This window comes from Thermosynechococcus sp., assembly GCF_046299655.1.
In the GTDB taxonomy this organism is placed as follows: domain Bacteria; phylum Cyanobacteriota; class Cyanobacteriia; order Thermosynechococcales; family Thermosynechococcaceae; genus Thermosynechococcus.
Window position 1 is genome coordinate 174,261 of the sequence record NZ_JBKBHZ010000001.1, and the last position, 13,023, is coordinate 187,283.

Annotated in this window: 15 protein-coding genes; 9 read left to right on the top strand and 6 right to left on the bottom strand. The window is 54.5% G+C overall.

Features of this window, described 5'->3' with window-relative positions; all coding sequences use genetic code 11:
* Window positions 1-361 precede the first annotated feature (361 nt).
* The 5 genes from ACK4HN_RS00990 (at window position 362) to ACK4HN_RS01010 (ending at window position 4,086) form a co-directional block, all read left to right on the top strand.
* Complete coding sequence (locus ACK4HN_RS00990; protein ID WP_011056791.1) at window positions 362-670, top strand: carbon dioxide-concentrating mechanism protein CcmK; 309 nt, start codon at window positions 362-364, stop codon at window positions 668-670.
* A gap of 96 nt (window positions 671-766) precedes the next feature.
* Window positions 767-1,108 (top strand): carbon dioxide-concentrating mechanism protein CcmK, encoded by a 342-nt coding sequence (locus tag ACK4HN_RS00995; protein WP_011056790.1) that lies wholly within the window; start codon window positions 767-769, stop codon window positions 1,106-1,108.
* Window positions 1,108-1,407 carry a EutN/CcmL family microcompartment protein gene (locus ACK4HN_RS01000; RefSeq protein ID WP_298613351.1) on the top strand — a complete coding sequence of 100 codons (300 nt, stop codon included), beginning with the start codon at window positions 1,108-1,110 and terminating at the stop codon, window positions 1,405-1,407. Before ACK4HN_RS00995 ends, ACK4HN_RS01000 begins: the two co-directional genes overlap by 1 nt.
* Before the next feature lie 18 nt (window positions 1,408-1,425).
* Window positions 1,426-3,381, top strand: coding sequence for a ribulose bisphosphate carboxylase small subunit (locus tag ACK4HN_RS01005; protein ID WP_409868212.1), 1,956 nt, complete (start codon window positions 1,426-1,428; stop codon window positions 3,379-3,381).
* A gap of 21 nt (window positions 3,382-3,402) precedes the next feature.
* Window positions 3,403-4,086: a carbon dioxide concentrating mechanism protein gene (locus ACK4HN_RS01010; RefSeq protein ID WP_409868213.1), complete on the top strand. Its 684-nt coding sequence runs from the start codon at window positions 3,403-3,405 to the stop codon at window positions 4,084-4,086.
* Here the strand turns inward: ACK4HN_RS01010 and rlmD are convergent.
* Window positions 4,069-5,418, bottom strand: coding sequence for a 23S rRNA (uracil(1939)-C(5))-methyltransferase RlmD (gene rlmD, locus ACK4HN_RS01015; RefSeq protein ID WP_409868214.1), 1,350 nt, complete (start codon window positions 5,416-5,418; stop codon window positions 4,069-4,071). The genes ACK4HN_RS01010 and rlmD overlap by 18 nt on opposite strands.
* 143 nt (window positions 5,419-5,561) lie before the next feature.
* Between rlmD and ACK4HN_RS01020 the strand changes: the two genes are divergently transcribed.
* Window positions 5,562-6,086 (top strand): alpha/beta hydrolase, encoded by a 525-nt coding sequence (locus tag ACK4HN_RS01020; RefSeq protein ID WP_409868215.1) that lies wholly within the window; start codon window positions 5,562-5,564, stop codon window positions 6,084-6,086.
* 77 nt (window positions 6,087-6,163) lie between these two features.
* On the opposite strand, the gene mreD is transcribed toward ACK4HN_RS01020, so the two are convergent.
* The 5 genes from mreD to ACK4HN_RS01045 form a co-directional block, all read right to left on the bottom strand.
* The gene (gene mreD / locus ACK4HN_RS01025) at window positions 6,164-6,691 is read right to left on the bottom strand and encodes a rod shape-determining protein MreD (protein WP_409868216.1); all 528 of its coding nucleotides are present in this window, start codon (window positions 6,689-6,691) and stop codon (window positions 6,164-6,166) included.
* Window positions 6,657-7,421 (bottom strand): rod shape-determining protein MreC, encoded by a 765-nt coding sequence (gene mreC, locus ACK4HN_RS01030; protein ID WP_409868217.1) that lies wholly within the window; start codon window positions 7,419-7,421, stop codon window positions 6,657-6,659. The genes mreD and mreC overlap by 35 nt, the downstream gene beginning before the upstream one ends.
* Window positions 7,422-7,438: 17 nt before the next feature.
* A complete protein-coding gene (locus ACK4HN_RS01035) occupies window positions 7,439-8,479 on the bottom strand; it encodes a rod shape-determining protein (RefSeq protein WP_409868218.1) in 1,041 nt (346 codons plus the stop codon).
* A 178-nt stretch (window positions 8,480-8,657) separates the two neighbouring features.
* Window positions 8,658-9,017: a YtxH domain-containing protein gene (locus ACK4HN_RS01040; RefSeq protein WP_409852474.1), complete on the bottom strand. Its 360-nt coding sequence runs from the start codon at window positions 9,015-9,017 to the stop codon at window positions 8,658-8,660.
* Window positions 9,014-9,337 carry a hypothetical protein gene (locus tag ACK4HN_RS01045; protein ID WP_409868219.1) on the bottom strand — a complete coding sequence of 108 codons (324 nt, stop codon included), beginning with the start codon at window positions 9,335-9,337 and terminating at the stop codon, window positions 9,014-9,016. Before ACK4HN_RS01045 ends, ACK4HN_RS01040 begins: the two co-directional genes overlap by 4 nt.
* Before the next feature lie 154 nt (window positions 9,338-9,491).
* Between ACK4HN_RS01045 and ACK4HN_RS01050 the strand changes: the two genes are divergently transcribed.
* From ACK4HN_RS01050 to fabG, 3 genes are read left to right on the top strand one after another with little or no spacing between them, the layout of a single operon-like run.
* Window positions 9,492-11,552, top strand: coding sequence for a transglycosylase SLT domain-containing protein (locus ACK4HN_RS01050; RefSeq protein ID WP_409877102.1), 2,061 nt, complete (start codon window positions 9,492-9,494; stop codon window positions 11,550-11,552).
* 40 nt (window positions 11,553-11,592) lie between these two features.
* Window positions 11,593-12,315, top strand: a complete 723-nt coding sequence (locus tag ACK4HN_RS01055; protein WP_409868221.1) for a D-alanyl-D-alanine carboxypeptidase family protein — start codon at window positions 11,593-11,595, stop codon at window positions 12,313-12,315.
* Window positions 12,312-13,016, top strand: a complete 705-nt coding sequence (fabG, locus tag ACK4HN_RS01060; protein ID WP_409868222.1) for a 3-oxoacyl-ACP reductase FabG — start codon at window positions 12,312-12,314, stop codon at window positions 13,014-13,016. The genes ACK4HN_RS01055 and fabG overlap by 4 nt, the downstream gene beginning before the upstream one ends.
* The last annotated feature ends 7 nt before the right edge of the window (window positions 13,017-13,023 follow it).

The following is a 13,023-nucleotide window of genomic DNA, read 5'->3' on the forward strand; positions in this document are numbered from 1 at the left end:
GTCTATGTGGTTTGCCCAAACGTAAGCAGACCCTTTTCAGTTGGGTAATCAGTCTATGAAAGGATAATTGGTTTTAGATAAAAATCTATGGATTAACCTCTTCTTATTGACCTGTCTTAGGTTGAAAGGGGTGTCAAGGGCTGAAAATTAGATTTGATAATATGAGAAACTAGAAAAGATTATCAATCATTATATTGTCAAAAGAAACCCCTCACCCTATGCTTATTTTAGAGATAAAAAGACGGTGATTAACGTCACGATAACAATCGGCTATCCCGTCATTATTTTCTGTGGCGATCGCTTTGATTGCAACTCTAGCTTTTGTACTGCTTACCCTTATTCTAATTAGGAGAGCTTACTCATGCCAATTGCTGTGGGAATGATTGAAACGCGCGGATTCCCCGCCGTCGTCGAAGCAGCAGACGCAATGGTAAAAGCCGCTCGGGTCACCCTTGTGGGCTACGAAAAAATTGGGAGTGGTCGGGTCACCGTGATTGTGCGGGGTGATGTCTCCGAAGTGCAAGCCTCTGTGGCTGCCGGGGTGGATTCTGCCAAACGTGTCAATGGCGGAGAGGTGCTGTCTACGCACATCATTGCTCGTCCCCACGAAAACCTGGAGTACGTGTTGCCCATTCGCTATACCGAGGCAGTGGAGCAATTCCGAAACTAAGGGTTTTGGCAGTTTGGTGGAGTTTTCAGTTGCATCGCTTATTGATCCTCTGGTTCTTTGAGTTCTTGACTTGTTTGACGTTTAGGAGTTATTACAATGGCAATTGCCGTCGGTATGATTGAAACCCTTGGTTTCCCCGCAGTGGTGGAAGCCGCAGACGCAATGGTAAAAGCCGCTCGCGTTACCCTCGTGGGCTACGAGAAAATTGGCAGTGGTCGGGTGACCGTCATTGTCCGTGGCGATGTTTCTGAAGTGCAGGCTTCGGTGGCAGCGGGTGTCGAAAACGTGAAGCGAGTGAATGGGGGGCAAGTGCTCTCCACCCACATCATTGCCCGTCCCCACGAGAACCTCGAATATGTCCTGCCCATCCGCTACACCGAAGCGGTGGAACAATTCCGTGAAAGTGTAAGTGGTATTCGCCCCATGGGTCGCCCATAGTGAAGATCGCGCGAGTGTGCGGCACCGTTACCAGTACTCAAAAAGAAGACACCTTAACGGGAGTCAAGTTTCTCATCTTGCAATATCTGGGTGAGGACGGCGAATTTTTACCCGACTACGAAGTGGCTGCGGATACGGTTGGTGCAGGACAGGATGAGTGGGTATTGGTAAGCCGAGGCAGTGCCGCCCGCTGTATTATCAATGGCACCGACAAACCCATTGACGCAGCCGTGGTCGCTATTATTGACACCGTAAGTCGGGATAACTATTTGCTCTACAGCAAACGTACCCAGTATTAGCATTGGAGACTTCTCCCTATGGCGGTTCAAGCCTATGCGGCACCTCCGACGCCGTGGTCTAGGGATTTAGCGGAACCAGACATTGCCCCCACGGCTTACGTACATTCCTTTAGTAACCTTATTGGCGATGTCCGCATCAAAGATTATGTTCACATCGCACCTGGCACGTCCATTCGTGCCGATGAAGGAACGCCCTTCCACATTGGCTCCCGCACTAACATTCAAGATGGCGTTGTTATCCACGGCCTCCAGCAGGGACGGGTGATTGGCGATGATGGCCAAGAGTATTCTGTCTGGATCGGTGACAATGCCTCGATTACCCACATGGCCTTGATCCACGGCCCTGCTTACATTGGCGATGGCTGTTTTATTGGCTTTCGTTCGACAGTCTTTAATGCCCGGATTGGGGCTGGCTGTGTGGTGATGATGCACGTCCTGATTCAGGATGTGGAGATTCCACCAGGAAAATATGTGCCCTCGGGAATGGTGATCACAACGCAGCAGCAAGCCGATCGCCTGCCGAATGTGGAAGAGTCGGATATTCACTTTGCCCAGCACGTGGTTGGCATCAATGAAGCGCTGCTATCGGGGTACCAGTGTGCTGAGAATATTGCCTGTATCGCCCCGATTCGCCATGAACTCCAGCGTCAAGCAGACCCACCCATCCTACACGTTGAAACGCTCACCGGGGAAAAGAACACCATGACCGCAGATTATGGGACTCATGTCCGCCAATTGTTGCAGCAGGGATACCAAATCAGCTTGGAATATGCCGATGCGCGGCGGTATCGCACTAGCTCTTGGCAGAGTTGCCCAAGGTTGACGGCACGGCAAGAGTCTCAAGTGATGGCGGCGATCGCCCAGCTCTTAAAGGAACATGAGGGCGAGTATGTGCGCCTCATCGGCGTTGATCCCAAGGCCAAGCGGCGCGTTTTTGAGGAAATCATTCAACGCCCTAGTCAACCGGCGGCGAGTACCCCTAGCGATCGCCCCAGCGCTGGCGGGAGTGCGGCTCCCGTGGGTTCCCTTGATGCTTCCGTTGTGGCTCAGGTGCGGCAGTTACTCCAGCAGGGCTATCAAATTGGCACCGAGCACGCCGATGCCCGCCGCTATCGCACCAGCTCTTGGACGAGTTGTGCCCCGATTCAGTCTAGGCAGGAACCTGAAGTGCTGGCTGCCCTTGAAGCCTGCCTGCAAGAACATGCAGGGGAATATGTGCGCCTGATTGGCATTGATCAAAAGCAAAAGCGGCGCGTCCTTGAGCAAATTATTCAGCGACCTGATGGGGCGGTGGCGATCGCCCCAAAAGCAGTAACGCCAGCGGCTACTAGCCCTATCTCCGTCAGTTCTAGCAGCAGCGAAGCGGTTCTCAGTGCCGATGTCCTCAACCAAATTCAAGATCTATTGCGCCAAGGCTACCAAGTCACCACCGAGTATGCCGACCAGCGGCGTTTCCGTACCAGTTCTTGGCAAAGCGGCATCAAGATCACTTCTGCGCAGCAAATCAATGACCTCAGTGCCTTCCTTGCAGAGCACCAGCGGGACTATGTTCGCCTTGTAGGTGTCAATCCCAAAGCCAAACAGCGAGTACTGGAAACCATTATTCACCGTCCCAATGGCAAAGCCACCAGCAATGGCAGTAGCACCCGTGGTCAAGGGTTCGCACCGCGCTCAACAGCCGCTCCTGAAGCAAGCAATAGCAGCCATGGCTTGAGCAATGAAGTCGTTCAGCAAGTACAACAACTATTGCAACAGGGCTACACCCTCGGCCTAGAACACGTGGATGCCCGTCGCTACCGCACCAATTCTTGGCAAAGTGGTCCCCGCATTGAGGCCAAAAATCTCAATGAAGCCCTTGCTGCGATTCAGGCTTGCCTCCAAGAATACAGTGGCGAGTACGTGCGGCTGATTGGCATTAATCCTGCTGGTAAGCAGCGGGTGGCCGAAATTCTGCTCCAACAGTCTGCTAAGTAGCCCTCCCTGTGAGGTGCCCCAATGCCCCTGCCGCCCTTAGCCCTGCCCCCTTCACCTGCGGTTCGCATTGTCGGTGATGTGGTGGTGGATCCCCAGGCCGTTTTGGCACCGGGGGTGTTGCTTTGGGCAGAAGCAGGGGCTTCAATTCGCATTGCCGCAGGTGTCTGTATTGGTATGGGCAGTGTCATTCATGCCCACGGCGGCAGCATTGAAATTGGCGAAGGGGTCAACATTGGCGCGGGGGTGCTACTCATTGGCGCTGTGACTATTGAACCCCATGCCTGTATTGGCACAAGTACTACCGTGATCCAAACCACGATTCCTGCGGGCGCGGTGGTGGCTGCCGGTTCTCTGCTGGGCGATAGCAGTCGCCGTTGGCAACCCCCCGCAGAAACGAATCATCCCCACGAGAGGATAGCCTCCTCTGAGGAGCCTTGGCAGGAACCACCCGCAACCTCCGCTACGGTCAAAAATTCCTCAGGGCCTGCCACCCAAGATCAGCAGGACACTCCAGACTCTGCGGCAAGCAACCAAGACAGTCCATCTGCCGCACCACCGGAGGAAGTTCCTAGGACAACACCGACAACACCTAAGACAACGGTTGTCTATGGTCAAGCCTACGTCAGTCAGATGTTTGCCAAAATGTTTCGCGTAGAGCCAACTCAGTCCCCTACAGATAACAATGCCCTAGACAGTAGTCAGTAACGCAATGGTTTCCACATGAGCGGTTTGCGGAAACATATCGAGAGGCTGAATTTTTGTTAGTTGATAGGCACCTGTAGCGCACAGGTAAGCCAAATCCCGTGCCAAGGTGGCGGGGTGACAACTCACATAGAGAATGCGCGGCGGACGGTTGCGGAGAACGGCATCAAGAACAGGGCGATCGCACCCTTTGCGGGGTGGATCAAGAATCAGCACATCCACGATCTGATTGAACTGGGGCAGCCACTCCTCTGCCTTGGCACAGAGAAAGCGAGCATTGTCAATGCCATTGTGCTGGGCGTTGGCGATCGCCTGTTGTACCGAGGCAGGGTGCACTTCCACGCCAATCACTTCAGCGACAGCGCCGGCAAGGGGTAGGCTGAGCGTTCCCACGCCACAGTAGAGATCCAGCAGTCGTTCACAACCCGTGGGGGCAATCCACTCTCGCAGCGTGGTAACCAGTTGCTCCGCTTGCGCCGTGTTGACTTGAAAAAAGGTAGTCGAGGCAATCTGAAACCTTAGCCCGGCCATCTCTTCCCAAAGGTAGGGTCGCCCAGCCAATACCTGTGTCTCGTCGCCAAAGATGCGATTTCCCACTTGATGATTAAAGTTGACACAGACCCCCACCACCCCCGAAAACTGCTGTAACCAATTTTCTGCCTCTGCCTGTAAGCCAGCGGGTAATGTCCCCGCGAGCACGAGGGTAATGAGCTGCTCCCCGGTACGCTGACCAATGCGCAAACCAAGGTGGCGCAACCCCGGTTCATGGGTCTGCTCGTTGTAGATCGGCCAAGGCTGTAATGCCTGTTTCAGGACAGTCAAGAGCGGATTGAGGCGCGGATCCTGCACCGGACATTGATTCAAGTTCACCAAGCGATGGGAGCCTTTTTGGTAATAACCGGCAACCACAGCACCGTGGCGGCGACCGAGGGGGTACGTCACTTTATTGCGATAGCCAAAGGGGTTAGGGGCAGCTAGAATCGGTAGGAAAGTTTGGGGTTCGAGATGACCAATGCGGGCGATCGCCTCCTTCACCAGTTGTTCTTTTGCCGCCAATTGCGCCCCATAGGCCACACACTGCCACTGACAGCCGCCACACTTATCGGCAACAATACAGCTTGGCCGCACTCGCTGCTGTGAGGGCTGCACCACCTCCAAGACCTTGCCGTGGGCATATTGCCGCTTGACATGGGTCAGTCGTACCCGCAGGCGATCGCCTGGCACCGTATCCGCCACAAAGACCACGCGATCCTGCCAGCGTCCTACCCCCTCCCCCGTGTGGTTTAGAGAGTCAATCGTTAACTCAAGGGTGGCACCCTGCTGCCAAACGCTCATTAATTTACGAATTTACGTCTAAAAGAAGTGAAGTAAACGTTAGGGTTAAGTCAAGAAGAGCCAGCAAGCTCTATTTTCGCTGTTATACTGCTAGCGGTGCAATCCGACGTTTGTACTGACGTGATTTTGGAGTCGATACCCCTATGCTGAAGCGTCTTTCGCCCTGGTTACTGGCACTGGCACTCCCCGTGGGTGCCCTTTTCACCACTCCTGCCAAAGCAGCTAACTTTGTCTCCCTCACCTATGGTCCTTTTCAGCGCTCCTTCCCGATGTCGGAGCTAGAGGAATTTGTGTCCACCCAAGAAGCCACGGGAAAATTGCGCGCATTGATGCGGCTAGTTCCCAAAGATGACCAAGCCAAGCTCCTTGAGTTCTTGGGGATGCGGCTGCCCTTTAATGTCGTCCAAACCGATAAAATTCTCGCCAGTCCCATTGGCAAAGATTTACTCAAAGAATTTTCTCAGGTCACAATTCGCCGCGATAAAGCGGGTGAAGTGGCTCTGCGGGGTGCTATGCTCACTGCTGCTGCTTCCCCAGAAGGGTTGAGCATGATGTCGTTTTTGAAAAACTATCCCGCTGAAACCATTAACCTTGATTTGCGCAAGCTCAACGAAATGCTCAAGAAACAAGAAGGCATTATGGGCATGCTAGGGAAGTTGCGCCCATAGCGCCAAAGGATTAACCAAGAGTCAAAAGTTAACAATTCAGGTGCAGGGGTAAAGTGGCTCCTGCATTTTTTCGCAATCTACTCCTGCTCTCGTAACCATGTCCACCAGCGATTCAAGGGGGCATAGAGCAAAGGTGCCCAAAGACTACTCATAATGGCGGAGCTAAGGGCCACCTGCCGATGGTGTTCCCAGATGTCCTCTAGGGGAAAGCCACTGCCAAGGCTCATTTGGATGGCGATGACCGTTTGTTGCAGGATGGCCATGGCAAAGGTAATCAGAGCAACAGAAATAAAATCCTCAGAAACAAAGCGCTGCTTTTGCATCAGGGCGGTCAGCCCCCCCACCAAAGCTAAGCTGACTGCGTGGCTAGGATGCGCACTGACTAAACCATCTTGAATCCAGCCGAGGGCAATCCCTGCCAGTACCCCTTGCCCCCACGATCGCTTGACACTCCACACCACCACCCAAATTAAAAACCAGTCTGGAACCAGTAGGTGTAGGTGGGGTAAGTGAATAAAGCTCAAGAGGGCACACAGTCCCACAGAGCCAATGGTAATTAGCCAGTGGAGGCTAGTTCGCTGCAGGCGTATCTGTCGGTTCAGCATAGGGGATGACGGTCACCCACTCAAGGCGATCGATCGGGGCACCAAGAATAACGGTGGCATGGGGACGGGTGGGATCGCTCAGTTCTACTGATTGCACTTCACCAATGGGAATGCCTGCCGGATAGAGACTACTGAGGGCTGAGGTATAGAGGACATCCTTGGGCTGCACCTTCGGATCCTTCTCTAAAAACTCAACAATTACCTGCTGGTTAAGTTGTCCCCGCAGAATCCCCATTTGCCGTGTCCGACCCACCACTACCCCCACGCGACTGGCGGGATCCGTGAGCAACATGACCCGACTGGTGTTGGGAGTGACACTGGTAATGCGCCCCACCAGACCACCATTGCCAATGACAACTGAACCCATTGTGAGACCTTGGCGACTCCCCTCTCCCAAGAGGAGCGATCGCCACCACTGATCGGAACTGCGACCAATCACCGGCACAATGCGGCCATTGAAATTGGGCAACATTGGCGTATTTAACATTTGCCGCAACCGCTGGTTTTCGGCTTGGACGGCGGCCAGTTGCTGCTCCAGTTGCCATGTGCGAGCTTGAATCAGAGCTTGCTGATCCTCCACTGCGCCTTGAAAGGGCAAACTAAGAAGGCGGTACAGTTCACGAATGGCTGCCCCATTGGTCTCGCGCAGGATCCAAGCACTTGTGAGCACCAAAGCCGTAAGGACTAGGCCACCTGCATATCGTCCCCACCAGCGCAGCAAAAAAGCCATGGTTGTTGTGTTGATCCTTAACCAATGACGGCTGATTGCGTGGAGAAGACACGGGCAAAGTCTTTGAAGTTTTCAAGTACCCGACCCGTGCCCATGACGACACACCGTAGGGGATCTGCTGCCACATGGACGACAATCCCCGTTTCATGGCTAATGAGGGTATCCAACCCCCGCAGTAAAGCACCGCCGCCAGCCAGCATAATCCCGCGATCGACAATGTCTGCGGCCAGTTCTGGGGGCGTCCGCTCAAGGGTGCGTTTAATGGCTTCAACAATTGCCGAGAGGGGTTCGGCCATGCTTTCGCGAATTTCTTCTGCTTTGACCACAACGGTGCGTGGTAGGCCAGAGAGTTGGTGTAAGCCCCGCACTTCCATGGATTCGGAGTCATAGCTGTCGTTGGGATAAGCAGAGCCAATGCGAATTTTAATCTCCTCAGCTGTGCGTTCACCAATGATTAGGTTATGGACTTTCTTCAAATACTGGATGATCGCCTCAGAAATTTCATCCCCAGCCACCCGCACAGATTCACTTAAAACGGTGCCCTGCAAACTAAGAACCGCCACCTCGGTCGTGCCACCGCCAATGTCCACAATCATGTTGCCCGTCGGCTCTTCCACGGGTAAACCCGCACCAAAGGCAGCGGCTACCGGTTCATCAATTAAATACACTTCCCGTGCGCCAGCACCCCGCGCCGCATCCTCAATGGCGCGGCGTTCGACACCCGTCACGCCACTGGGAATGCCAATCACCACACGGGGGGCAAACAAATTCTTCCCGCCGTGCACTTGGCGCATAAAGTGCTTCAGCATTAGTTCAGCCCGCTCAAAATCCGCGATCACACCATCCCGCAGTGGACGTACCGCCACCACGTTACCCGGTGTCCGACCCAGCATGCGCTTTGCTTCAACGCCAACGGCAAGGGGTTGTTTGGTGTTTTGGTCAATGGCAACAACGGACGGTTCCTCTAAAACCACCCCCCGCCCCGACACATAAACGAGCGTGTTGGCGGTGCCCAAGTCAATGCCGATATCTCGTGATAGCCGACTAAATAGTCCCACGATGGTGTACCCCTTCTTTGAATCCTGTTGGTTGTAACAGTGCTGTTACCAAAAAACGTGATGGCAAGATTGTATTACGTTTTGTTTGGAAAATCTTGGTGAGTTATCCGTATGTCGACGAGATTGTTTGCTAAAGGGGATGAGTTCTCAAATTTCTTAGCTCATGGCTTAAAGTACGCTACTGATTCACAGCATCCTCTTCATCGGGGTCACTCAAGGCCATGCCATTGGCTTCACGCCGAAAGGTTTGCCGCTGTTGCTGGGTGACTTCGATACCGACGGCGATCGCTTCCTTGAGCCGTTCTAAGGTGGCCTGCCAGCGCTCTTGGGTGGTTTCTGAAAGGCGATCGCGATGTTGCTCAAAACTAGCCGTAATGTCTTCGAGCAGCTCGGGTAGGGCATCAGCGGATTTGCGCAGCAGTTGTCGGGTTTCCTTGCCAGAGCGGGGAGCAATCAGCAGCCCCACCACTGTCCCGATCGCGCCCCCTAGGAGCAGACCTCCCCAAAAGGCACCACCGCCACCCTGTTGCTGACTCATCGCTTTCTCCTTTGCAGGCGGACACCATATCGCCCTATCCAGCTTATCAAGGCTAAAAACAGACGGACATTGCGCTGTTGCCGACGCCATTTGGGCAATTGCGATCGCAAGCTCGACACACCCTGCTGGCCAATGATGATCACCTCAGGGGCACCACCTAAGACCCCGTGGGTATTGCGCTCCGCATCCAGTAGGGCACGGGACACCCCCCGTAAAATCTGCCGCAGCTTGACCAGCTGCCATGCCAACCATAATGCAATCAGCGCAATCAGGCAATTGCAGCCAATCACAATCCAGACCATTCGGGGCGTAGGGGGCATGGACGTTCAGGGTTAGCTTATTCATATTTTTTTATAGATTGCCACAGTGATGGGCGATGTGGGGCTGAGTAGACTAAGAGGTAACCTGATATTTACCCGTGTGGTCAAATTGCTCCCAAAACGAAAACGTTGGCGAGGAATACGGTCTTGGCTGGTGTCGCTTGTGCTGGCGGCAGTAATTGTTGGCGGTGGGCTATTCAGTTGGTACTACTGGCGATCGCCCTCCTTAACGCCCCTTTACACGCTCACGGTGGAGGCGCCCCCCCAAAGTTTGCAAGAGCTAAAGCAGTGGGCACAGTCTTCAGACCCCCTCAAGCGCGATCGCGCCCGCTATCTCTTGGCCGTAGAAAGCCTCAGTCAACAGCAGCCCCAAGCAACACTGCAATGGCTTCAGGGCCTTGAACAGACCTACCGGCCAATGGCGGCACCCATTCTTTTACTGCGGGCGGAGGCCTATCGCCAACAGGGAGACCACCGCAAGGCCAAAGAAACGTGGGAACAGGTGCTGCGGGACTATGGCAGTGAACCAGAAGCGGCAGTGGCTCTTCTGAGCTTGAATCAACCCCAACGGGCGATCGCCCGCTTTCCGCAGCATCCTGCGGTTGTGAATTACGTGGCCGACCAGTTGGCGAAGAATCCCGATCAGGTGCCCTACCTGAAGCTGGTGGCACGCCACGGTCTTTTTCTTAAAGAGTACGGCACCTATCTAGAGATTTTGCGCCAGCGCTACGCCGATCAACTGACGCCCGCCGATTGGGAAGCGATCGCCTTTGGCTATTGGGAAAAGATGCAGTATGCCCCCGCCGCAGCGGCTTATGCCAAGGCACCACCAACCCCTTTGAATCTCTATCGGGTGGGACGGGGACGCCAACTCAGTGAGGATACCCCCGGAGCGATCGCCGCCTATCAAGCCCTAGTCCAACGCTTTCCCAACAGTTCAGAAGCCGCCCTTGCCCAACTGCGCCTTGCCCGTTTAGCCAAAACGCCGGCGGAGCGTCTCCCTTTGCTGGCGAAGTGTCTTCAGTTAGCGAGGCAAAATCAGGCACCCGCGATCGCTGCCGATGCCCTTCTGGCACAGTACCAAGCTTATAAGGAACTGGGGAATACCAAAGGGGCACAACAGAGCCAACAACAGCTCTTCAAGACCTATCCCCAAAGCAACGCCGCAGCGGAACTGCGTTGGCAACTGGCTCAAGGGGCGGCCCAACAACGGCAGTGGTCTCAGGCACAACAGTGGGTGAGTGAGATTCTCCAATTCAACCCTGAGAGTGAGCTGGCACCGCGCGCCGCCTTTTGGCAAGGAAAATGGCAGGGGGAGGCAGGACAACCCCAAGCTCAACGCCAAACTTGGCAATTACTTATAGAGCGCTATCCCCACACCTACTATGCTTGGCGAGCCGCCAGTCTGCTTAAAAAACCCGTGGGAACGTTTACAACGCTGCGCCAACAGCGCCCTTCAGTGGCGGGCGATCGCTCCCCGCTTCTTCCTCTGGCAACGGGCAGCCCAACCCTGCGGGAACTGTACCTACTGGGGCAATCTCAGGAGGCTTGGCAACGCTGGCAGTGGGAATTTCAGAATCGGGTGACACCCACAGCGGCAGAGCAACTCACTGATGGCCTGATTCGCCTAGGGGTGGGGGAATACCTCGATGGCATCTATATGCTGCAAAACTTGTTTACGCGGGCAGCCAGTGAACCCGACGTGGCAACGTTCTTTGCGCCCATTCGCCGTGATGTCCGCTTCTGGTATGCCCTTTACCCCCTGCCCTATTGGGAGTTAGTGAAAAAGTGGTCCCTCGCTCGCAACCTGAATCCCCTATTGGTGATGGCCTTGATTCGCCAAGAATCTCGCTTTGAAAAGGAGATCCGCTCCGTGGCGGGGGCAACGGGGTTGATGCAGTTGATGCCAGAGACGGCTGCTTGGATTGCCGAGAAATTGAATCTAGAGGGCTATTCCCTTGTGGATCCGGAGGACAATATCCGCTTGGGCACGTGGTACTTTGACTACACCCACAATCAGTACAATCAAAACACGCTCTTAGCCTTGGCCAGTTACAATGCGGGGCCGGGAAATGTCAGTCAGTGGCTAGAGCGGTTCGATATTGGCGATAGCGATCGCTTTGTGGAATCCATTCCCTTTCCTGAGACCTATGGCTATGTCAAGAGTGTCTTGGAGAACTACTGGAACTACTGGCAACTCTATGCCCAGCCCTAGAAAAAATCGTCTATTCTCTAGAGAAGGATGGGGCTGAGTCATGGATCAAGATATTCCCGTTGCGGAGCGGCTACAACCAATCACGAAAAGCAAAGCGGCACCTCGGGGAGGCGGGTGGGCGATCGCCAGCGCCATTGTCCTCGTGGGTCTTGTGGCCGCAGGAGCAGTGTGGTTCCTCAATCGTGCCACGGAATCGCCAATAGCTACAGAAACAGACCCAACGGTAACCTCTACGGAAAATCTACTGGGACATCTCCCCTATGAAGAGGCTCCCCTCTCAGAACTCGAACCGGTGAGTGCCGATGGCCAAATTCAGTTACGCCGAGCCGCAGCAGAACGGTTTCGAGCGATGGTGGCTGCCGCGCAGCAGGAGGGGGTAGGGTTAATGCCCCTCTCTGGCTTTCGCTCCAAGCAGGATCAGGACTACCTTTTTTTTGAGGTCAAGGAGCAACGGGCACAACGGGCGAGTGAGCGGGCATTGGTGAGTGCCCCCCCCGGCTATAGCGAACACCATACGGGCTATGCCATTGATATTGGCGATGGCGCGCGCCCAGAGACCCATCTCAAGGAGACCTTTGAGGAGACCCCTGCTTTTCGCTGGCTGGAAAAAAATGCGGCTCGCTTTAGTTTTGAACTGTCGTTTCCTCGCAATAATCCCCAAGGGGTGAGCTATGAGCCTTGGCACTGGCGATTTGTGGGCGATCGCCACAGTCTACAAACTTTCTACAAAGCACGAGAACTGAGACAGAGGAATCAACCATGAGGGGATTTGCCCATCGGGCGGTTTTAGTTACAGGCGGCACCGGCGGCCTTGGTCAAGGGGTGGTGCCCGTTCTCCTCAGTCAAGGCTACACGCTAACGATTCCCTACATTGATGCGGCTGCCCGTGAAGCCCTCGAAAAGCAATTGGCGGCGGCGGAGTTGGCCAATGTGCGCTTTGTGGCAGCGGATTTGAACAATGAAAGTGAAGTGGCGGCTCTGGTGGAGCGAATGCCGCAATTGGATGCTGTGGTTCACCTTGTGGGGGGCTTTAGCATGGGGACAACGGCACAATTTGCCCTCAGTGATTGGCAGCAAAGTTTTCGCCTCAATGTGGAGACCACCTTCTTGGTCTGTAAGCATGCCCTTAAACGCATGCAGAGCCAGCAATATGGGCGCATTGTCACCATTGGCTCACGAGGTGCAGTTGAACCAGCGGCTGAACTGGCAGCCTATTGTGCAGCTAAAGCCGCCGTCGTGGCCTTCACGCGGGCAATCGCCGCTGAAACCAAAGGCAAAAACATTACCGCCAACGTGATCCTTCCCAGCATTATTGATACCCCTGCAAATCGGGCGGCCATGGGTGAAGCGCAAGCGGTCAATTGGGTAAGTCCTGTGGCGATCGGTGAACTGATTGCCTATCTCATTTCTGAGGGAGCGGCTGCCATCAGTGGTGCTGTGATTCCCATTTATGGCAATGCCTAGGGCGAGT

What these genes read in the sequence shown, in the direction of transcription:
- ACK4HN_RS00990 (WP_011056791.1), top strand. Translation starts at nt 362, where the DNA reads ATGCCAATTGCTGTGGGAATGATTGAAACGCGCGGATTCCCCGCCGTC.
- ACK4HN_RS00995 (WP_011056790.1), top strand. Translation starts at nt 767, where the DNA reads ATGGCAATTGCCGTCGGTATGATTGAAACCCTTGGTTTCCCCGCAGTG.
- ACK4HN_RS01005 (WP_409868212.1), top strand. Translation starts at nt 1,426, where the DNA reads ATGGCGGTTCAAGCCTATGCGGCACCTCCGACGCCGTGGTCTAGGGAT.
- ACK4HN_RS01010 (WP_409868213.1), top strand. Translation starts at nt 3,403, where the DNA reads ATGCCCCTGCCGCCCTTAGCCCTGCCCCCTTCACCTGCGGTTCGCATT.
- rlmD (WP_409868214.1), bottom strand. Translation starts at nt 5,418, where the DNA reads ATGAGCGTTTGGCAGCAGGGTGCCACCCTTGAGTTAACGATTGACTCT.
- ACK4HN_RS01020 (WP_409868215.1), top strand. Translation starts at nt 5,562, where the DNA reads ATGCTGAAGCGTCTTTCGCCCTGGTTACTGGCACTGGCACTCCCCGTG.
- mreD (WP_409868216.1), bottom strand. Translation starts at nt 6,691, where the DNA reads ATGCTGAACCGACAGATACGCCTGCAGCGAACTAGCCTCCACTGGCTA.
- mreC (WP_409868217.1), bottom strand. Translation starts at nt 7,421, where the DNA reads ATGGCTTTTTTGCTGCGCTGGTGGGGACGATATGCAGGTGGCCTAGTC.
- ACK4HN_RS01040 (WP_409852474.1), bottom strand. Translation starts at nt 9,017, where the DNA reads ATGAGTCAGCAACAGGGTGGCGGTGGTGCCTTTTGGGGAGGTCTGCTC.
- ACK4HN_RS01045 (WP_409868219.1), bottom strand. Translation starts at nt 9,337, where the DNA reads ATGCCCCCTACGCCCCGAATGGTCTGGATTGTGATTGGCTGCAATTGC.
- ACK4HN_RS01055 (WP_409868221.1), top strand. Translation starts at nt 11,593, where the DNA reads ATGGATCAAGATATTCCCGTTGCGGAGCGGCTACAACCAATCACGAAA.
- fabG (WP_409868222.1), top strand. Translation starts at nt 12,312, where the DNA reads ATGAGGGGATTTGCCCATCGGGCGGTTTTAGTTACAGGCGGCACCGGC.